This is a genomic window from Aeromonas sp. R7-1 (assembly GCF_040908115.1).
Taxonomy (GTDB): Bacteria; Pseudomonadota; Gammaproteobacteria; order Enterobacterales; family Aeromonadaceae; genus Aeromonas; species Aeromonas caviae.
Map to the genome: position 1 here is coordinate 13337 of NZ_JBFODD010000054.1, position 20110 is coordinate 33446.

14 protein-coding genes, 1 pseudogene and 1 riboswitch are annotated in these 20110 nt (G+C 64.7%); of the genes and pseudogenes, 9 read left to right on the top strand and 6 right to left on the bottom strand.

The features are described from left to right. The first annotated feature begins 114 nt into the window (after window positions 1-114). Window positions 115-1734 (top strand): methyl-accepting chemotaxis protein, encoded by a 1620-nt coding sequence (locus AB5Y51_RS15775; RefSeq protein ID WP_210556715.1) that lies wholly within the window; start codon window positions 115-117, stop codon window positions 1732-1734. Between the two features lie 54 nt (window positions 1735-1788). On the opposite strand, the gene AB5Y51_RS15780 is transcribed toward AB5Y51_RS15775, so the two are convergent. Then, entirely contained in the window at window positions 1789-2391 is a 603-nt protein-coding gene (locus tag AB5Y51_RS15780) for a DUF924 family protein (protein WP_042017230.1), read from the bottom strand. Window positions 2392-2597: 206 nt separating this feature from the next. On the opposite strand from AB5Y51_RS15780, the gene AB5Y51_RS15785 reads away from it, so the two are divergent. The 5 genes and pseudogenes from AB5Y51_RS15785 (at window position 2598) to AB5Y51_RS15805 (ending at window position 9447) form a co-directional block, all read left to right on the top strand. Then, window positions 2598-3509 (top strand): DUF808 domain-containing protein, encoded by a 912-nt coding sequence (locus tag AB5Y51_RS15785; protein ID WP_277856847.1) that lies wholly within the window; start codon window positions 2598-2600, stop codon window positions 3507-3509. Window positions 3510-3678: 169 nt separating this feature from the next. Further along, on the top strand, window positions 3679-5469 hold the full coding sequence (locus AB5Y51_RS15790; RefSeq protein WP_201927064.1) for a M3 family oligoendopeptidase: 1791 nt from the start codon (window positions 3679-3681) through the stop codon (window positions 5467-5469). 78 nt (window positions 5470-5547) lie between these two features. Next, window positions 5548-7356: pseudogene (locus tag AB5Y51_RS15795) on the top strand (M3 family oligoendopeptidase). Window positions 7357-7540: 184 nt separating this feature from the next. Continuing rightward, complete coding sequence (gene ycfP, locus AB5Y51_RS15800; protein WP_005331594.1) at window positions 7541-8080, top strand: alpha/beta hydrolase YcfP; 540 nt, start codon at window positions 7541-7543, stop codon at window positions 8078-8080. Between the two features lie 74 nt (window positions 8081-8154). Then, window positions 8155-9447, top strand: a complete 1293-nt coding sequence (locus AB5Y51_RS15805) for an NAD(P)/FAD-dependent oxidoreductase (RefSeq protein ID WP_368178716.1) — start codon at window positions 8155-8157, stop codon at window positions 9445-9447. 78 nt (window positions 9448-9525) lie between these two features. On the opposite strand, the gene AB5Y51_RS15810 is transcribed toward AB5Y51_RS15805, so the two are convergent. After that, complete coding sequence (locus tag AB5Y51_RS15810) at window positions 9526-10716, bottom strand: OmpP1/FadL family transporter (RefSeq protein ID WP_368178717.1); 1191 nt, start codon at window positions 10714-10716, stop codon at window positions 9526-9528. A gap of 230 nt (window positions 10717-10946) precedes the next feature. Between AB5Y51_RS15810 and AB5Y51_RS15815 the strand changes: the two genes are divergently transcribed. Next, entirely contained in the window at window positions 10947-11264 is a 318-nt protein-coding gene (locus AB5Y51_RS15815; protein WP_010674360.1) for a heavy metal-binding domain-containing protein, read from the top strand. Window positions 11265-11743: 479 nt separating this feature from the next. Here AB5Y51_RS15815 and AB5Y51_RS15820 read toward each other — a convergent pair whose 3' ends face one another. After that, the gene (locus AB5Y51_RS15820; RefSeq protein ID WP_368178718.1) at window positions 11744-14014 is read right to left on the bottom strand and encodes an LTA synthase family protein; all 2271 of its coding nucleotides are present in this window, start codon (window positions 14012-14014) and stop codon (window positions 11744-11746) included. Window positions 14015-14265: 251 nt separating this feature from the next. Between AB5Y51_RS15820 and AB5Y51_RS15825 the strand changes: the two genes are divergently transcribed. Beyond that, window positions 14266-15360, top strand: coding sequence for a hypothetical protein (locus tag AB5Y51_RS15825; RefSeq protein WP_124814254.1), 1095 nt, complete (start codon window positions 14266-14268; stop codon window positions 15358-15360). A gap of 116 nt (window positions 15361-15476) precedes the next feature. Here AB5Y51_RS15825 and lysC read toward each other — a convergent pair whose 3' ends face one another. Both lysC and argA read right to left on the bottom strand, forming a co-directional pair. Beyond that, window positions 15477-16829 carry a lysine-sensitive aspartokinase 3 gene (gene lysC, locus AB5Y51_RS15830; protein ID WP_201927058.1) on the bottom strand — a complete coding sequence of 451 codons (1353 nt, stop codon included), beginning with the start codon at window positions 16827-16829 and terminating at the stop codon, window positions 15477-15479. 87 nt (window positions 16830-16916) lie between these two features. Further along, window positions 16917-17141, bottom strand: a riboswitch (Lysine riboswitch). A gap of 109 nt (window positions 17142-17250) precedes the next feature. After that, window positions 17251-18579 carry an amino-acid N-acetyltransferase gene (gene argA / locus AB5Y51_RS15835; protein ID WP_041215931.1) on the bottom strand — a complete coding sequence of 443 codons (1329 nt, stop codon included), beginning with the start codon at window positions 18577-18579 and terminating at the stop codon, window positions 17251-17253. Between the two features lie 252 nt (window positions 18580-18831). On the opposite strand from argA, the gene msrA reads away from it, so the two are divergent. Continuing rightward, a complete protein-coding gene (gene msrA, locus AB5Y51_RS15840; protein ID WP_010674365.1) occupies window positions 18832-19464 on the top strand; it encodes a peptide-methionine (S)-S-oxide reductase MsrA in 633 nt (210 codons plus the stop codon). Between the two features lie 303 nt (window positions 19465-19767). On the opposite strand, the gene AB5Y51_RS15845 is transcribed toward msrA, so the two are convergent. After that, the gene (locus AB5Y51_RS15845) at window positions 19768-20103 is read right to left on the bottom strand and encodes a DUF3802 family protein (RefSeq protein WP_010674366.1); all 336 of its coding nucleotides are present in this window, start codon (window positions 20101-20103) and stop codon (window positions 19768-19770) included. Window positions 20104-20110 lie beyond the last annotated feature (7 nt).

A 20110-nucleotide genomic window follows, 5' to 3' on the forward strand; every position in this document is an offset into this window, starting at 1 on the left:
TGTGACGCGGCCGAGCAGAAGTTGAAAAGTGTAATGAAATGCATGTTTTAGGCGCTATTTTCGGGGCCCGCATCGGCTACACTGGCAGGGAGTCTATGGATGGAGTAAGCACTCATGAATATCGCTCGTCGGCTTCAACTCATTGCCCTGCTGGTCATGCTGGCCCTGGGGTGTCTCAGCTGGTTCAGCATCAGCAGACTCTCCTCCGCCAATGCGGATCTCAGCTATGTAACAGACAACACCGTCCCCAGCATTTCCACGATCAAGGAGATACAGACAGACTTCTACGCCCTGCATTCATTGATCCAGGCGCACGTGCTCAACACCGACGACGGCAAGATGAGTCAGATAGAGCAGAGCATTGCATCCCTTCACACCAAGATGGACGCCCTGCTGAGCCAGTATGAAAGCGGGATGATCTCCAATGAGGAGGACAGGCAGCTCGTCGCCGATGATCGGCGCCTGGTTGCCCAGTACGGCAAGGCCTCTGAAGACGTCCTGCGCCTGTCCCGCGAGAACAAGAATGTGGAGGCCAGAGAGGCGATCGACAAGGAGCTTGCCCCCTTGTTTGAGCAGCTTTCCCAGGCCATCGACAAGCACGTCCACTTCAACATCCAGCAAGGTGACGCCGTCAAGCTGCGAGGCGAGCAGAATGCCGATAGCAGCATGCAGGCCCTGTTGTTCATCTCGGTGGGTACGGGTGCCCTCACGCTGGTGCTCTTTCTCTGGCTGTTCAGGCAGGTCGCCAATCCCCTCCGTCTGGCCATGGCGACCCTGTCCGAGATCCAGCGCGACCTGAACTTCACCCTGCGGGCCAATGTTAGCCAGCAGGACGAGATCGGCCAGACGCTGACGGCGGTCAACCGCCTGCTGGACACCTTGCAGCAGACCTTCACCGAGTTCTCGGTGGGCAGCCTGCAGATCAAGAGCACGGCAGAGTCCCTCTCCCAGGCGGCCCAGCACATGGCGGAGTCGGCGAGTCAGGCCAATGACGCCACCAGCCTTATCGCCGCCGGGGTGGAGGAGATGAGCGTGAGCATCACGGACATCTCCCAGCGCACCCAGGAGACCAGCCGCATAACCAATGAATCCGGCAAGCTTGCCAGTGACGGCGGGGCCACCATAGAGCGCACTGTGCTCGCCATCAACGACATCGCCGACGCCATTCGTCAGGCCTCCCGCGATGTGACGGCGCTGGGGGAGGGGATCTCCCGCATCGGTGGGGTGGTGAACGTCATCAACGATGTGGCGGGGCAGACCAACCTGCTGGCGCTCAACGCCGCCATCGAGGCGGCGCGGGCCGGTGAGCAGGGACGCGGCTTTGCGGTGGTCGCCGACGAGGTGCGCAAGCTGGCGGAGCGGACGGCCCAGTCGACCCAGGAGATCTCAAGGACGGTGGAGGCTATCCAGCAAGGGTCCGAGGCCACGGTGGCCAGAATGGTCCTGGTGGAGGAGAAGGTGGCGCAAGGGGTGGCCATGGCGACGGAAAGCGGGGCCATCATCACCCAGATCCGCCAGGCCTCCCATCGCGTCATGGATCAGGTCGGCGAGATCACCCTGGCCATCCGCGAGCAGACCTCGGCGGCGGAATCCATCGCCCTCCAGGTCGAGCAGATAGCCCAGGTGGTGCAGCAGACCAGCAGCACGGCGGAGGAGACTTCCGCCGCCGCAGAGGAGCTGAACGTGACCACGGAGAATATCCACCAGCAGATCTCCCGCTATCGCATCCAGTGATGCGCGGATCGGTTGTTCTCTCCCCGCCATGCTCATGGCGGGGATTTTTTTATGTCAGAACCCCGAACCGGGCTGTTGCAGGAAGGCGGCCTCTTCCTCCGTGCTCGCCCTGCCCAGGATGGCGTTGCGGTGGGGGAAGCGGCCAAAGCGCTCGACGATCACCTGGTGGCGCCGAGCAAAGTCGGCAAAGCCTTCGAAGGTGGCCCGGGCCGGGCCTGTGGCCTGCTCGTCGGCCAGGGCCTCGAACAGGGCGACGCTTCTGGCCTGCTGCTCTCTGGACTCCGCGTGCTCGAGGGGCAGATAGAAGAAGACCCTGGCCAGCGGCGAGAGCCCCTTGTCGACCCCGAGGGTGAGCCCCTTGAGGCACAGCGCCCTGGCCTTGTCGTCCTGTGCGAAGGCGGCGGGGGTGTGGCGGTGAAGGTTTCGCGGCAGCTGGTCCAGCAGCAGGATGAGGGCCAGGCGCCCTGCGGGATCGTCCTCCCAATGGGCGAGCTCGCCCGCTGCGGCACGGGCCGCCAGTTCGCCGAAGCGTGAGGCCAGCAGGGCATCGGTCTCGCTGCTCTTGCCCCACCAGAGGGGGGCCTGACGGGCGGCACGGGGAGCGTCGTCTGCGTCATCGCCAAACCAGAAATCGAGCAGAGGTTGCCAGGGTTGCATGGGAACTCCTTGGGCCGGTGGCCGTGAGGTGAAAACGGAGCAGGGGATCTGCCATGGGGGGCTGCCGCCGTGGCGGCTTCCCGTTACACTGTGCCATCTTTTGCCCCAAAGGGTGATCCCCAGATGGGCCCGTGGTCCCCTGATCTCCTCATCACCCTGACCGGGGCAGCTCGGATGTGTCCCACTCAATAGAAGGAATGCCAGATATGGCCGGAGCCAGTTTGTTGACCCTGCTCGATGATATTGCCAGCGTGCTCGATGATGTCGCCCTGATGACCAAGGTGGCGGCGAAGAAGACGGCCGGGGTGCTGGGGGACGATCTCGCCCTCAATGCAGAACAGGTCTCCGGGGTGCGGGCCGAGCGTGAGCTGCCGGTGGTGTGGGCGGTGGCCAAGGGATCGTTTCGCAACAAGCTCATTCTGGTGCCTGCCGCCATCGCCATCAGCGCCCTTATCCCCTGGCTCATCACTCCGCTCCTCATGCTGGGGGGGGCCTACCTCTGTTTCGAGGGGGCGGAGAAGCTGGTCCACAAGTTCCTGCCCCACGAGGAGGAGGCGCATCAGGCGGCGCCGGTGCCCGAGGATCTGGCGGCCTATGAGCGCCAGAAGGTGAAGGGGGCCATTCGCACCGATTTCATCCTCTCGGCGGAGATCATCGTCATCGCCCTCGGTACCGTGCAGGGGTCGAGCCTGGGCCTGCAGATCGCCGTGGTAGCGGGCATCGCCCTGCTGATGACCGTCGGGGTCTATGGCCTGGTGGGGCTCATCGTCAAGCTCGACGACATCGGTCTGCACCTGCTGCAAAAGCCCGATGGAGGCGCCGTGCGCCGGGCGGTGGGGCAGGGGCTGCTGGTGACGGCGCCCCGTCTGATGCACCTGCTTGCCCTGGTGGGCACCATCGCCATGTTCATGGTCGGCGGCGGCATTCTGGTCCATGGCTGGCCCTTCCTCCATCACCTCATCGAAGGGACGGCGGACATGGTGGCCGCCCTGCCCGGGGTCGGCGGGGTACTGGCCGTGGTGACGCCCACCCTGCTGAGCGCTCTGGCCGGCGTGGTGGCAGGGCTGGTGCTGGTGGTGGCCATGACCCTGGTGAGCAAGCTTCAGCCCGCCAAATAGGTCGCTTGTCGGGGGAGGGCCGACAGGGGCCGTCGCACCCGGGGGCGCTCTTCTGCTGGTTGCCTCGAATGGGGGCTAGGCAAGTGCCTGGCCCCCTTCGTACTATCCGGTTTCACCCGCCCGCAGAGGCGGGGTGACCCGATATGGACGCAAACAGACAAGGACAACCATGAAACCACCCGTTTGGCGAGATGATCACATCTATGCCGCCCCCGACGATCCTGCCATCGAGGCCGCCTTCCAGGAGGCTGCCCGTGCCCTTACCCGGCTTGACGCCCTCCTGGCGGACCTGCCGGATCCCGCCCATCCCGTTGCGGATGCCAATGCCCTGCGCCACCTGTTGCGGGCCATCCGCCGCGAGGCCAACGGGGTGAAGACCCTGGCCTGGAACAGCCAGGTCTATGGTTACAACCGGCTGAGCCAGAACGGGCGCGACGAGGAGGCCCGAGTACTGCTCTCCCGGGGCCAGCAGCTGGAGGCGACCCTGGCCCAGCGCAGCAAGCCGGTGGACCTGTTCTGGGTTCGCGCCCCCGAGTCACTGGTGCGCACCCTGCTGCAAGATCCCGAACTCTTCGAGCTGGCCTACCACATCCATCACGACAGAGCGCTGCAGGATCAGTGGCTTTCGCTCGAGAGCGAGCAGCTCATCGAGGGGTTGGCGGTGGACGGCCTGCAGGGGTGGGGGGATCTCTACGACAACCTGGTGGGGCGGCTGCTGCCGGTGGTGGAGGGGGTGCCCATGGGGCTTGCCCAGGCGGACAACCTGCTCGCCCACCCGGACAGGGCGCGGCGCGCCAGTGCCTGGCACGCCATCCAGGGCGCCTGGGAGGCGGAGCAGGAGACGGTGGCCGCCATTCTCAACGCCATCAACGGCTGGCGCAACGAGCTCGGCCGCCAGCGCGGCAAGGGGCGCAGGCTGGATGCCCTCGAGGTCACCTGCCATCAGGAGCACATCACGGGCGCGACCCTGGAGACCCTGATGGCGGCGGCCGGGGAGCACAGGGAGCTCGGGCGCCGCGCCTTGCGGGCCATGGCCTGTGCCCAGCAGATCACCGACTTCGCCCCCTGGGATCTCTTTGCTCCGGCGCCTCAGGCCGTACACGGCAAGTTCGGCTTCGAGCAGGCGCTGAATCTGGTGATGGAAGCCTTTGCCGCCTTCGATCCCGAGATGGGGGCGTTTGTCCGCATGATGGCCGACAAGGGGTGGATCGATGCGGCCCCGAGCGAGCACAGGCGAAGCGGCGCCTATTGCACCGAGTATGCCGATCCGCCCGAGCCAAGGGTCTTCCTCACCTTCGAGGGGACCATGGACAACGTCATCACCCTGGCCCATGAGCTCGGCCACGCCTGGCACAGCTGGTTGCTGCGGGATCTTCCCTTCGAGCAGCGGGGCTACCCCAAGACGCTGGCGGAGACCGCCTCCCTCTTTGCCGAGATCCTGGTGCGCGATGCCCTGCTGGCCGCCACCGACAAGGTGGAGCAGCGCCGGGCCATCGCCTGGCTGGACGGGGAGCGGGCCGCGAGCCTGCTCCTCGACATCCCCGCCCGCTTTGCCTTCGAGCACGCCCTGGTGACGGCGCGGGAGGCGGGTTACGTGGGGGCGAGCCAGATGCGGGAAATGATGAAATCGGCGCAGCAGCAGTGCTATGGTGACGCCCTCAGCCAGTATGACGAGCTGTTCTGGGCCAGCAAGGGTCACTTCTCCATCGCCGAGTCCGGGTTCTACAACTACCCCTATCTGTTTGGCTATCTCTTCAGCCTGGGGCTCTATGCCCAGCATGCGCGGGCCGGGGGCGAGTTTGTGCCCGCCTATCGCGCCCTGCTGCGAGATACCGGCCGCATGAGCGCCGAGGCCCTGGTGGAGAAGCACCTGGGGGTCGACATCCGCGAACCCGGGTTCTGGCAGGAGAGCCTGCGCTATGTGGAAGAGGCGGTGGTGCGCCTCGAGCGGCTGGTGTGATGCCTGCCCGCGAAGGTGGTGGCTCTGGCCACCTGGATTTCACGACGGGCGATGCCCGTCCCTGACGATGAGCGTTCGATGCAACAACGAGTCTATCCACAGCAGTGGCAAAATGATCACATCTACCCCTCCCTCGACAGCTGTGTCCTCGAGGCGGACATGAGCCTGGCCCGCGCCAGCCTGGCCGAGCTGAGCGGTTTTATCGAGGGACTGGCCCAGGTTCCTCGCACCCCAGGCGCCTTGCAGGACTTCCTCAGGGAGGTACGCCTGCGGGCCCGGCGCATTCGCGACATCGGCTGGAACATCGCCGTGCTGGCCGCCTGCAAGGGGAGCCAGGACGCCCGGGATCCCCTCGCCAAGCAGGTTGCCTCCCGGGCCCGTGCCCTCAATGCGGATCTGTTCAAGACGCTTGCCCCCATCGAAGATCTGATGCTGGGGCTGCCTGCGCCCGAGTTTGAACAGCTGATGGCCGACCCCCTGCTCGGGGAGGAGGAGTACCGGCTGCGCCACGAGCGCCGCCTGCAGGATCAGCGGCTGCCGGTGGAGGCGGAGCAGCTGGTCATCGGCCTTGGCACCGACGGCCTGCATGCCTGGGGCAACCTCTACAACGATCTGGTGGGCAAGATAAGGCTGGTGATCGCGGGTCGCGAGATGGGGCTGGCGGAGGCGAGCAACCTGCTCTCCAGCCCGGATCGGGCCCTGCGCAAAGAGGCCTTCGATGCCATCAGCGCCGGCTGGGAAGGGGAGCAGGAGACGGTGGCAGCCATCCTCAACGCCCTCAACGGCTGGCGCCTGGAGCTCTCGCGCCAGCGCGGCAAACACCGGCGCCTCGATGCCCTGGCTCTCTCCTGCCACCAGAGCCACATCGAGCGGGCGACCCTGGATACCCTGATGGCGGAGACCTGGCAGGCCCGCCATCTGGGCCAGCGAGCCCTGGGGCTGATGGCCGGTCACCTCGGCCTCGAGGTGCTGGGGCCGGAGGATCTCTTTGCGCCGCCCCCTGCCGCCAGCCGCCGGGAGATCCCCTTCGAGGAGGCGGTCGACATCATCGCCCAGGCCTTCGCGCGCTTTGACCCCGAGATGGGGGACTTTGCCCGCATGATGGCCGAGCGCGGCTGGATTGATGCCGCCCCCACCCCCAACCGGCGCACCGGGGCCTATTGCACCAAGTTTGCCGAGCCGGTGGAGCCGCGGGTCTTCATCACCTATGCGGGCACCATGGACAACGTCATCACGCTGGCCCACTAGCTCGGTCACGCCTGGCACAACTGGCTCATCCGCGACTTGCCCATGAGCCAGCGCAGCTACCCCATGACCCTCGCGGAGACCGCCTCCATCTTCGCCGAGACCCTGGTGCGCAGCGCCCTCTACGAGCAGGCCCGAAGCGCCGAGGAGCGTCTGGCCATCGCCTGGGCGGATGCCGACGGCGCCGCCACCTTCCTGGTTAACATCCCGGCCCGCTTCGACTTCGAGCGGGCCCTGGTGGCCGAGCGCGAGCAGGGCTATGTGTCGTCGGCCCGGCTCAAGGGGCTCACCGACGAGGCCTGGGGACGCTGGTACGAGCAGAGCCTCGACCGCTATCACCCCCTGTTCTGGGCCGCCAAGGCGCACTTCTCCATCGCGGGCTTCGGTTTTTACAACTACCCCTACCTCTTTGGCTATCTGTTCAGCCTCGGGGTCTATCAGCAGCTGATGAGCCGCCAGGCCGCAGGGGAGGAGGGGGTGGCCGAGGCCTACCGCGCCCTGCTGCGAGACACAGGTCGCATGAGCGCCGAAGAACTGGTCGAACGGCATTTGGGGCAGGACATTCGCGAGCCCGCCTTCTGGCAGGGGAGCCTGGCCCTGGTGGAAGCGGCGGTGGCGCGCTTCGCCCAGTGCGGCAGTTAACCTCGCCAGACCCGGTTTGCGCCATGTCCCGCCGGGGCATGGCGCTGCCACAGCGGCCCCGACGCGCGGTTTGGTGGCCCGAAGGGGCGTGATCCAAAGCAAGAAAGTGGGATGTTTTGGTGGCGCAAGGCCCTGTCGCTGGGGTAGTTTCGATAGAACCGACACAGTTTTTGAGGTCTTGTCCATGATCATCTATCTGCATGGCTTTGATGCCACCAGCCCCGGCAATCATGAAAAAGTGCTGCAGTTGCAGTTTATCGATGATGATGTGCGTTTCGTGCACTACAGCACGGTTCACCCCCGCCACGACATGAGCCACCTGCTCAAGGAAGTGAAGAAGCAGCTCGACATGAGCACGGATCCCAAACCCCTCATCTGCGGCGTGGGCCTGGGTGGCTACTGGAGCGAGCGGATCGGGTTTCTGTGCGGCATCAAGCAGGTGGTCTTCAACCCCAATCTGCACCCGGAAGAGAACATGCAGGGCAAGATCGACAGGCCGGAGGAGTACGAGGACATCGGCACCAAGTGTGTAACCGAATTTCGTAATAAAAATTCAGGAAACTGCCTGTGCATCCTTTCCGTTCAGGATGAAATCCGCGATAATCGGGACACTGAACGTGAATTGAAGAACTATTACGACATCGTATGGGATGAGCGCGAGACCCATAAGTTCAAGAACATCTCGCACCATCTGCAACGGATGAAGGCCTTCAAAGAAGCCTGAGCCATCACGTCAACCGATTTCGTTTTAGGGAGCCAATGGCTCCCTTTCGTTTTGAGGAACCAAGGAAAATCATCATGATGAATATTGTCGTTGTAGGCGGTGGCGCCGGTGGTCTCGAGCTTGCGACCAGCCTGGGCCGCAAGCTGGGCAAGAAGAACAAGGCCAGGATCACCCTGGTGGATCGCAATCGCACCCACCTGTGGAAGCCCCTGCTGCACGAAGTGGCCACCGGCTCCATGGATGCGGGCATCGACGCCCTGAGCTACCAGTCCCACGCCAAGAACCACGGCTTCGAATTCCAGCTCGGCAGCCTGACCGACATCAAGCGCGACGAGAAACGCATCGTGCTGGCCCCCATCCACGACGACAGCGGCGCCCTGGTGGTCAACGAGCGGGAAGTGGCTTACGACGTGCTGGTGATGGCCATCGGCTCCGTCTCCAACGACTTCAACACCAAGGGCATCAAGGATCACTGCATCTTCCTGGACAGCCCCTCCCAGGCGCACCGCTTCTACAACAGCATGATGAACCGCTTCCTGCAGTTCGCCACCGAATACCAGCCCGGTGACAAGGTGAAGATCGCCATCGTTGGCGGCGGCGCCACCGGCGTCGAACTCTCCGCCGAGCTCTACAACGCGGTGGAGCAGCTCTACGCCTACGGCTTCAAGAACCTCACCACCGACAGCCTCAAGGTGACCCTGGTGGAAGCGGGCCCCCGCATCCTGCCGGCCCTGCCGGAGCGCATCAGCGGCTCCGCCCATCAGGAGCTGGTGAAGCTGGGCGTGGACGTGCGCACCGCCACCATGATCACCGAAGCCACCGCTGAGGGTCTGCACACCAAGGATGGGGAGCTGATTGAAGCAGACCTCATGGTGTGGGCCGCGGGCATCAAGGCGCCGGACTTCATGAAGGAGATCGCGGGCCTGGAAACCAACCGCATCAACCAGCTGGTGGTCCACGAGACCCTGCAGACCACCCGGGACGAGAACATCTTCGTCATCGGCGACTGCGCCGCCTGCCCGCAGCCGGACGGCAAGTTCGTGCCGCCCCGCGCCCAGTCCGCCCACCAGATGGCGACCCAGGCGTTCAAGAACATCCTGGCCAAGATGAACGGCGGCGAGATGAAGCCCTACCGCTATCACGATCACGGCTCCCTGGTCTCCTTGAGCCGCTTCTCCACCGTGGGCAGCCTGATGGGCAACCTGATGCGCGGCTCCATGATGGTAGAAGGCTACATCGCGCGCCTCGTCTACATCTCCCTCTACCGGATGCACCAGGTGGCCCTGCACGGCTACATCAAGACCGGCCTCATCATGCTGGTGGGCCGCATCAACCGGGTGCTGCGCCCGAGCATGAAGCTGCACTGAGTGCATGGCGGCTGCCGCTGCGAACATCAAAAAGGAGAGGCTTGCCTCTCCTTTTTTTATGGCCGACGCGGGGCGACGCTAGAAACGTCTGCCGTAGTTGAGGGCGAAGAAGTAGAGGGCCGGGGTGGGGTAGCGGCCCGAGAGATCCCGCTCATCGACGCTGGCGCTCTCCATGTGGATGTACTCAAACCCGGCTCCCAGGGTCTCCTGAGGGGTGAGCGCATAGGTGACACCGGTGCCGAGCCGCAACGCGCTGCCGCTTGGCGCCGTGAGGGAGGTGTGATCTTGATCCCGGTAGGCACTGGTGTCGTACGCTACGCCGCCATTGAGGGTCCATTGGGGCGTCAGCGCGTGCTGGAGCCCGAGCGCCAGGTGGTAACTGTCCTGATAGAGCCCCTTCTGCGGGGCGGGGCGGTCAAAGATGGTGACTTCGTTGTCGTTGTAGCGGCTCCAGTCCTGCCAGCCCAGATTGCCCATGATGGCCCAGTCGTGGGCCAGAGTATGAAAGGCGCTCACCATCAGCTGCTGGGGGCTGTTGACCATGCCGGACAGGGGCAGGGTGGCGCTGATGCCGGGCAGGTTGGGGCGCGAGAAGGTGATGGTGCGGTCGATGGCGAAGTGGTAGGTCACCTCGCTGGCATAGCCGAGCCCGAATCGGGTCTCTGGATTGCGCTCATAGAGGAGCCCCAGCTTGGCATTGAGGGCCCAGTCTCCGTCGTCCTGCTTCTGCTCCCCGCCACTGCCCTCCCGGGTGAGGGAGAACAGGCCGTAGTTGATGCCGACCCCGGCCCCGAGCGACCAGTGCTCGTCGAGGCGATAGGCGATGGATGGTTGCAGGGTGAGGCCGATCAGGGTGGCCTTCTTGATGAGCTGCTTGCCAGCCCAGTCGCCAAAATCGAGCCCCAGCCCGAAGTTGCCATAGAGCGCCAGGCCCGCCGACCAGCGATCATCGAGCTGCTGGCTGTAGTAGGCGGAGGCCGCGGGGAACCAGCCGACGACGGTATCGACATCCCCCTTCGCGGGATCGTCCAGATCGTAGGGCAGGTCCCCGTAGAGCAGTTGCCCGCCGAGGGTGAGGTGGCGCCCCTCCAGCCGGGTCAGGCCGGCGGGGTTCACCAGTTGCACGGTGGCATCCTGGGCCCTGGCGGCCATGCCGGCGGCGGCCAGGCCGAGATCATTGGTGCCGGTTTCGTACAGGTAGAGACCGGCCCCCTCGGCGGGGGCGTTCAACATGGCGGTCAGGGGCAACAGCAGCAGTGTCCGTTTCATCAAGGTCCCTCTTTCATCGTGGCTGAGAAGCCCTCTCCCCAGCGTCGGTGCCCATCCTTGCATTCCCGGGGAAAGTGGCACGACACAGGCAGTATAGATGGCACCTTGATGAGCGTGGCGGGCACGATGCACGGGGCGCCCCGCCACGCCGGGCTTATGCTTTGGCCAGCGCCTTGCTACCATGACGGCAACGGTGCTTCGCGCACCCAGCCCAACTCACAGGAGACCTCATGATCCTCTCAACCACCCCCACCCTGGAAGGCAAGACCATTCGCGAGTACCGCGGCATCGTCGTGGGCGAAGCCATCCTCGGCGCCAACATCTTCAAGGATCTGTTCGCCGGCATCCGCGACATCATCGGCGGTCGCTCCGGCGCCTACGAAAAAGAGCTGGCCCGGGCCCGGGAGATTGCCTTCGAGGAGCTCAAGGAGCGTGCCCAGGCGCTGGGGGCCAACGCCGTGGTGGGCATCGACATCGACTACGAGGTGGTGGGCCAGAACGGCAGCATGCTGATGGTCAGCATCAGCGGCACCGCCGTGGTGATCTAGCCCGCCAGTGCCCGGCCCTGCATGGCCAAACGCCCCGTCACAAGCCGACCCCGAGGTCGGCTTTTTGTCGGGTGTGGCGCGCAAAGGTGGGTGCAAGTGAGTGGGGCTCAAGGCCTGAACGTATCGAATGCCCCGATGGTTCTGGGCTGGTCGGGAATGAGAGAAAAAGCGGCCCGGCCCGGAGAAGGTGCGGGAACATGGGGGGGCACAGGGCCTGAAGGTCGGCAAAGTTGTTCAATTTTACTATTCGATAATGAGTTATCGTTTGATATGTCTAAACAAAAAATGACCTGTCAGGGGTCGTAGAGCCCAGGTCGGGACGAACATGGCGAGGTGCAGGCGGCACTGTACTCGCATCCCGCCCATAAAAAGAGGTCGCCCGGGCGACCTCTTTGTCGTCTGCTACTTCGCTGTGGATCAGGGCAGGGCATCGGGCCGGAAGGTGTTGCAAGGATCTGTGTCCCTCGTGTCTCAATCGATCAGGGCAATGCATCGGGCCGGAAGCTGGCGCGGATCTGCGGCACCAGGGGGGAGGGGTCGAAGCCTTTCTCCTCCCCGAGCACCGGGTGGAGCAGGGGTTGGTCCCGGATGGGGGTGAGGTCCCCCGCCAGCAGCTGCCTTGTGGCCTGGCCCATCTGGTAGAGCTGGCGCACCGGGTCGAACTGGCGGGCGAGATCCAGCCCGTCCCCGGCCCGGCTGAAGGCCATCATGGGGATCTGGTAGCTGGCATCCCGTGGCGGTTTGGCGCCGTGGATACCCTTGCCCGCCGACATCAGGAAGGGCTGGTGGTCCCCGAAGGCCACCACCAGGTAGCGTTTGCCGGAGTTGTCCAGGGTCTTGAGCAGCCGCTCCAGGGAGGCCATGGCATCCACCACCCCGGTGTAGTAGGTGTTGAGCAACTGGGTATCCGCCGGGCTCTGATCCGGGCAGGCGCCGCTGCGCTGCTGGGCCCGGTAGCGATCCCCGTCGAAGGGGCCGTGCCCCTGCATGGTGACCGCGTAGGCGAACAGGGGCTGATCGTCCTGGTTGCTGCGTTTGAGCAGGTGATCGATGAGGGCATCGTCGGAGATGTAGAGCCCCTTGTGCTCGAGGGCGGTGAAGCGGGTATCGAACCAGCGCTCCTCATAGCCGAGGGCCGGGATCGCCTTGGCGCGGCCCCAGAACTTCTCCACATAGGGGTGGGCGAACAGGGTCTGGTAGCCGCTTTGGGCTGCGCTGCGCGCAAGGCCGGGCACCTTGTCCGAGAGGTAGTAGTAGGGCACCACCCCCTGTTTGAGCAGGCCCACCGGCAGGCCGGTGTTCATCTCGAACTCCGCCAGTACCGTCATGCCCCCCGTGGTGGGGGAGTGGATGGTCTTGCGCCATTGGGCCACGCTGGCGGGCAGGCTCAAGGTGGGGGCGGGGGCGCAGAGACGGCCCTGCCAGTCAAGCCAGAGTGACTCGTATTGCAGCACGATCACCAGATCGAAGCGGGGAGCCCTGGGCTGGGCGGGCAGGCTCAGCTCCGGGGTGCGCTCGTTGATCTGCAAGGGGTAGCGAAACACGTTGCCGCTTTGCAGCATCTCGTCCACCAGGTTGAACAGGTAGAGGCCTGGGCCGGCGCGGATGATGTCCCTGTGGTAGTTCACCGCCCTGTCCACGTAGCGGATGTTGGCCCCGAGCAGCTTGTTGCCGGTCTGGGTGGCGAACACGCAGAGGGCGAAGAAGGCGGCGGTGGCGGCGGCGGTGCGCAGCAAGCCCCGCAGGATCCAGCGGGAGAGGGCGAAGCGCCACACCAGAAAAAGGAGCCCCAGCACGACGAGCACCGGCACCACAGGGTGCTGATCGAGCAGGATGTGCAGCAGGGCCAGCAGGTTGCCCAGATCGTCCCCCCCCAGCGGCACCCCGTAGATGGCGATCTTCATGAAGTTGGCGAGCAGCCCGATGCCCGAGAGGGCGGTGAAGAGCAGCCCCATATAGAGGCTGAAGCCTGCGAGGGCGCAGAGGCTCCAGCCCAGCACCATGCTGCCCCAGGCGAGGTAGTAGTGCTCGGGCCGAAAGCCCGACCAGAACAGGAATTCCCCCAGCTTGAACACCACGAAGCCGTGCAGCAGCACGAAGGTGAGGTTGCCGAGCAGCAGGCTGCCTGCCACCCGGGCGCGGTAGCTTCGGCGCAGCCTCGGCAGCAGGGCCTTGAGCACGGCGGCGCTCACCAGCAACACCAGCAGCAGGCTGGTCATCAGGTAGAGGAGGTTGAAACCGCGCTCCGGCAGGGTCTGGAGGATCTGGCTGTATTCGGCGCTCTCCGGCCTGTCTGCCAGCAGCAGCCCGATGCGCAGCTGGTAGCGGCTGTCCAGGGCGTCGTCGGGGGCGCGCAGGGCGCTGTTGAGGCTCAGGGTGCAGCGCTCCTTGCGGCACTTCTGGCGCTTGTCCACCGCCTGGCTCAGCTGGTCGATGCGCACCCCTTTGTCGTTGAGCAGCTCCACCCGCACCTTGTCCCCCTCCTGCAGGGGTTTGAGCAGTTGCCACTGGCTGCGCACCACCAGATAGAAGCCCCGGTTGTCACTTTTGTAGAGCAGGCTGTAGCGATGGAGGGTCGCGATGGGCTGATCCGCCGGGCCCAGAATGAGGGGGGCGGCACGCCCGAGCCAGCTGACGGGGTTGAGCAGCGGCAGGGCGAGGGTCAGCAGCAGCAGGGCGGTCAGCAGACCCAGCAACAGCCCGGCCAGGGGCTGGGAGGCGGGGCGGTGGCCGGTGACGGGGGCATTCATAAGGGCTCATCCTTGGAGCGGTCATGGCAGCGACGACTGCCTCTATTTTGACCCGATGGTGCGTGGCTTGTTCCTTGATGTCAATTTAATGACAACAAGATGAATATTCCGTGATGAGCACAGTGAAGCAATTTGTGATCCCGATCCGCCAGGGGCACTCATTCTGTGATGAAAGCGTCATCATGAGCCTTTGCTGCTGGTCTGGGAGGGGGGCGCTGTTTAGTCTCTCAGTAACGGTTGGAGGTACATGTATGAATCCCAAAGTTGCGGCGCGTCAGGCCAGATTGCTCCAGATGCTGGAGAGCAAAGAAGAGATCCGGATCGGGCGGGAGCGGGACTGCCCCCTGCCGCTGCCCCAGCTCGTCCGGCTGACCGAAGATCACCCGGACGTCGTCAAGGTCTACGGTCACGGGCTCACCGCCGAGGTGTTCCATCTCAAGGTGGAGGGGCACCACTGGTGCCTGAAACGCTGCCGCCAGGACTCTCTGGTGGCCAATGTGGACGGCAAGACCGCCTTTCTCACCGAGCTGGAGCGGCGCCGGGAGATAGAGAGCCTGCGGGAGCTGCACCCCACCATCCTCTCCAACGTGGTCTGTACCAGTTTCGGCTCCGCCCGGGCCGGGGTGCTGGTCTCCCCCTGGCTGCGGGGGGAGCCGGTGCGCACGCTCTGCGAGCGCAACCTGGCGCAGATGCTGGCGGTGGAGGCGGAGCTGGCCCGCTGGGGCTGGTTTGACTGGGATCCGAGCCCGGGCAACCTGCTGGATGACGGCCAGCATATCTCGGTGTTCGATTTTGGCTACATGTGGCCCTTCGATCCCCTGCACGAGTTCAATTCCAACGGCCTCACCGATCCCGACTTCCATGTGCCTGAGCGGCTGGAAACCCGCACCCTCTCCGGGCTCTGGCTGGACGAGGCGGATCCCTTGCCGCTGTTTCGCCGCTGGCGGGAGCTCTGCCTCGCCTGGGCCAGGGGAGAGCTGCAATACCTGTCGCGGGAGGGGGCGAGCGCCCCCGTGCTGGCGCGGATGCAGGGACTGGTGGGGGAGTGGAGTGCGGCGCTGGCAAGCGACGAGGCGCTGGCGGCCAACTGGTGGCGCGACATGTACCGCAGCCATCGGCTCGACATCCTGGACGACCTCAGCGGCAAGAGCTGCGGCCCGCTCACCCTGCGCCGCCTCGACTGGCTGGAGCAGGCGGTACGGGACCACTTCCCGGCCCTGGTGGACAATCTGGCCCCTGACGAAGCGGGGCTCGGTCAGGCCGGGTTGCTGCAACGGCTGGGAGGGCTGCGCGAGCAGATCCGGGCCAATCTGCTGCCCACCCGGGCCACCCTGGTCACCAGCTGATGGTGAAAGAAGAGTGACAAGAGGGGCGCCGCGGCGCCCCTCTTTGCTGAGTGGGGAAGGCCGCCCCGGGTGTGATGGGGCGGACGAGGCGCGCTGTGTGCCAGCGCCGGGGCGACTCAGTCGAGCAGTTCCCGGTGCAGGCAGTTGACGATGTGGCCCGCCTCGTCCTCTTTGACCAGGAAGCAGAGGTTGTGGGCGCTGGCGCCGTAGCAGATCATCCGGATGTTGTGCTCGCGGATGGCGTCGAACACCTGGCTGCCCACCCCGGCCGCCTCGCTCATGCGGTTGCCGATGAGCGCCACCAGGGCGAAACCGGTCTCCACTTCCACCTTGCACAGCTGGCCGAGCTCCGCCAGCACCTTGTCGTTCAGGATGGGTTCGCCGTTGCTCTGGCTGCCGGTGTGATCCAGGGTCAGGGAGACGCTCACCTCGGAGGTGGTGATGAGATCCACCGAGATGCGGTGACGGGCCAGGATGCCGAACACCTCGGCCAGGAAGCCGTAGGCGTGGAACATGTTGAGGCTGTGCAGGGTCACCAGCACCTGCTGGCGGCGCAGGGCCACGGCCCGGAACAGCGGGTTGCTGCGGGTGGTGGCGCGGATCCAGGTGCCACCGGCGGCGGGATCCTTGGCGGAGCCCACGAACACCGGGATGTCCTGGCGCAGCGCGGGTTGCAGGGTGGCCGGGTGCAGCACCTTGGCGCCGAAGGTGGCCATCTCCGCCGCCTCCACGAAGCTGATTTCGGGGATGGGGCGGGCGCGGGTGACCAGGCGGGGATCCGTGGTGTAGATGCCGGGCACGTCGGTCCAGATCTCGATGCTGCCTGCGTCCAGTGCCTCGGCCAGGAGGGCCGCACTGTAGTCGGAGCCGCCACGGCCGAGGGTGGTGGTGCGACCATCGCCGTCGGCACCGATGAAGCCCTGGGTGATGACCAGGCTGTCACCCAGCAACGGGCCCACCGCCTGCTGGCAGAGGGCGCGGGTCGCCGCGAGATCCACGGTGGCCTTGCCAAAGCGGCTGTCGGTGCGCAGCAGTTGGCGCGCATCCTGCCACTGGGCATTGACGCCGCGCTGGTGCAGGAGTTCGGTAAAGAGACGGGTGGACATCAGCTCGCCGCAGGCGATGAGGCGATCGGCGAGTTCGGCGTCGGTGTGCTGACTGGCCTGACGGGCCATGGTGCGAATGTCGCCGAGCTGGGCATGGATGAGGGCGCTCACGTCGCTCGGGTTGCCAAGGGCGGCCAGAATGGCCAGCTGGATGTCGGCAAGCCTGGCGAGCTGGGCATCCTGTCCGGCTTCGTCCAGTTCACCCTGAGCCAGGCTCACCAGCAGGTTGGTGACGCCGGCGCTGGCGCTCAGCACCACCACCCGGGTCGCCGGATTGGCCAGCACCACGTCGGCGCAGTGGTTCATGGCCGCGGCATTGGCGACGCTGGTTCCGCCAAACTTGGCGACATTGATCGGGTTCATTGCATACTCCTGTCTCAAGGTGAAAATCCGGTTTCATCGGGCAAATAGAGAGGAGGAGGCAAAAAATGGCAGGAAAACGCGAGGATCCCGGCCAGAAGCACTCCACCTGCAGAGCCCATCCCGTACCCGCCCCAAGTGGGGCGCGGTGTGGGATGACCACTACCGATGACAACCCGGGGGATTCAGCCCCCGCAGCCGACGTGGCGGTGTCCAGTCACTCGCCTCGTCTCGGCGCTGCTCCCCCTGACCCAAGTTCACCGGACACTGGTGTCCTCCCTTGGGCTGCCTGGGCAGCGCTCCTCTTCTGGTGCCACCTGTGACAGGTGGCGTGCATGTACAAATACCTTGGTCTGGATTGCACTGTCAATCGAGTTCGTAAAAAAGAACAAAATTGACGGTAACCAGGCACAAGATCAATCAGTTACGAAATGGTCTTGGACAAAACCTTGGAGCGACGCTGCCAGTTGTAGAAGCGCTGGCGCTCCACCGGCAGATCTTCGACTTCCAGGGGATCGAAGCCCCGCTCCCGGAACCAGTGGATGGAGCGGGTGGTGAGCACGAACAGGCGACGGATGCCGAGCCGCTTGGCCCGCTCGGCCACCTTGGCGATCAGGGTGTCTCCCCGGTTGGAGTTGCGATACTCCGGGTGGATGGCGACGCAGGCCATCTCGGCCATGGCTTCTTCCATGAAACAATAGAGCGCCGCGCAGCCGATGATGAGGCCGTCCCGCTCGATGATGGTGAACTTGTCTATCTCCATCTCCAGCTGCTCCCGGGAGCGGCGCACCAGGATCCCTTCCTCCTCCAGCGGACGGATGAGATCCAGGATGCCGCCGATGTCCTCAATGGTGGCGGCCCTCGCCCGCTCGGCGCTTTCGCGCACGATCTGGGTACCTAGTCCCTCGCGGCTGAACAGCTCCTGCAGCATGGCGCCGTCGTCCTGATAGCTCACCAGGTGGGAGCGGGGCACGCCACCCCGGCAGGAGGCGATGGCCGCGCGCAGGTAGCGGGCGGTGCCTGACATCTCTTCCCCCGCCTGCTCCAGCGCCACCAGCAGCTCTTCGGCCTGCTCGGGGAAGAGCTCGGAGATGGCCTCCCCGTGCCTGTCCATTACCCCCTGGGTGCTGCTGAAGCAGATGAGCTTGTCGGCTTTGAGATCCACCGCCACCCGGCGGGCCACCTCTTCCGAGCTCAGGTTGAAGCTCTCGCCCGTGACCGAGCAGCCGATGGGGGAGATGAGCACCAGGCCGTGCTGATCCAGCTGGCGGGTGATCCCCTCCACATCGATGCGACGCACCCGGCCGCTGTGGCAGAAGTCGATGCCGTCATCCACACCCAGCGGCTGGGCGGTGACGAAGTTGCCGCTCACCACGCTGATGCGGGCCCCCTGCATGGGGGTGTTGGCGAGGCCCATGGAGAGTTGGGCGGTGATGTCGTATTGCAGACCGCCGCACACCTGCTTGATGATGGCGAAACTGGCATCGTCGGTGACCCGGATCCGCTTGTGATACTGGGCCTGGATGCCGGCACGGGCCAGGGCCTCGTCATTTTGCGGACGCGAACCAAACACCAGTACCAGGCGGATCCCCAAGGTCTGCAGCAGGGCGATGTCGCTGACGATGTTGGCGAAATTGGGGTGACAAATGGCTTCCCCGCCGATCATCAGGACGAAGGTGGCACCCCGGTGCACATTGACATAGGGGGTGGATTGCCGAAAGGCATGGACCAGGCTGGGTTCGCGTTCACGCACGTGTTTCATTCCATAAAAAAGCAGCAATTCGCCCAATATATGAAAATAAATTCACAAATCAAGACTAAATATCGACTTGATGTTTTTTTGTCGCCATTTTGACCAGTGCGGGCGGGGAGGGGAAGATGCAGGCGAGGGCGGGAGGGTCGCCCCGGGGGCCGCTCCCTGGTTGATCCGGGCTTATAACCTGATATCTTCGGTGTTCCTTTTCGTCAGCCGCATTGCGCGGGGTTTTATACAAGGACAGGGCATATGGAGCAGATTATTTCACCGGCAGAGGCGCTGCCGGGACGGCGGGAAGCGCTGGAGATTGGCCAGGTGCACGCGGTAAACGGTCACCCGACCCAGGGGCCCTGGCCCGAGGGGATGGAGCTTGCCTGGTTCGGCATGGGCTGTTTCTGGGGTGTGGAGCGTCTGTTCTGGCAGCAGCCCGGGGTCTATTCCACCGCCGCCGGGTATCAGGGGGGGCTGACCCCCAATCCAACCTACAAGGAGGTGTGCAGCGGCCTGACCGGCCACGCCGAGACGGTGCAGGTGGTGTTCGATCCCAAGGTCATCAGCTATGGGGATCTCGTCAAGCTGTTCTGGGAACACCATGATCCGGCCCAGGGGATGCGCCAGGGTGGCGACATCGGCACCCAGTATCGCTCCGTCATCTTCGTCGGGGACGACACCCAGGAGGCGATTGCCCAGCAGAGCCTGGCCGCCTACCAGCAGGCCATGACGGCGAGCGGTGACGGGCGCACCATCACCACCCGCATCCTGCCGCTGGCCCCCTTCTACTATGCCGAGGATTATCACCAGCAATATCTGGAGAAGAATCCCGAGGGGTATTGCGGCCTGGGGGGCATCGGCGTCTGCCTGCCTCCCAGCCTGAATCGCTGAGGCGTCATTGCATACCACGGGGGCCATCAGGCCCCCGTGTCATTGTGATGAAAAATAATTGAAAAAAATGCGTCAGGTGGGGAACTAAACTGAACCCTGGCTGACCAACAGGGTAGCGACCACGGATGGTTGCCAAGACCAGACACATTTTTTTGCCCCGAAATTCATTACTCTGACAAGCGCGATGAATTGACAATGCTAGCAAGCAGGGCTGCCCGATGAGGCGGCCCTTTTCATTGGGCGTCCCGCCTCACTCCTCGCCTCATTGCATCTCGTCCCCTTGCCGTCACGGCAGGGATGGGATCAGCTGATGGTGCTGTCGAACAGGTTCTTGATGAGGTCGATGAACTCGATGAGGAAGGCTTGCTGGGCTTCGCTGGGGGCGGACAACCAGACGGCGGAGAGCACCTCTTCCAGGTCGGCGACCACGGCATCGGCCTCCTGCATGATCAGGAAGCGCACCTTGGGGTCGAGCTGGGGGTTCTGCTCGCAGATGGCCATCAGGTTGTCGGCCACCCGGCTGCTCACCAGATCCTCGATGGTCTGGGCACCGCCGCCTTGTTGCTGGCTCTCGAACAGACCCAGACTCTCTACCAGATACTCGATCAGCGCAATGTAACCGTCGCTCTCTACCACCATGATGGCT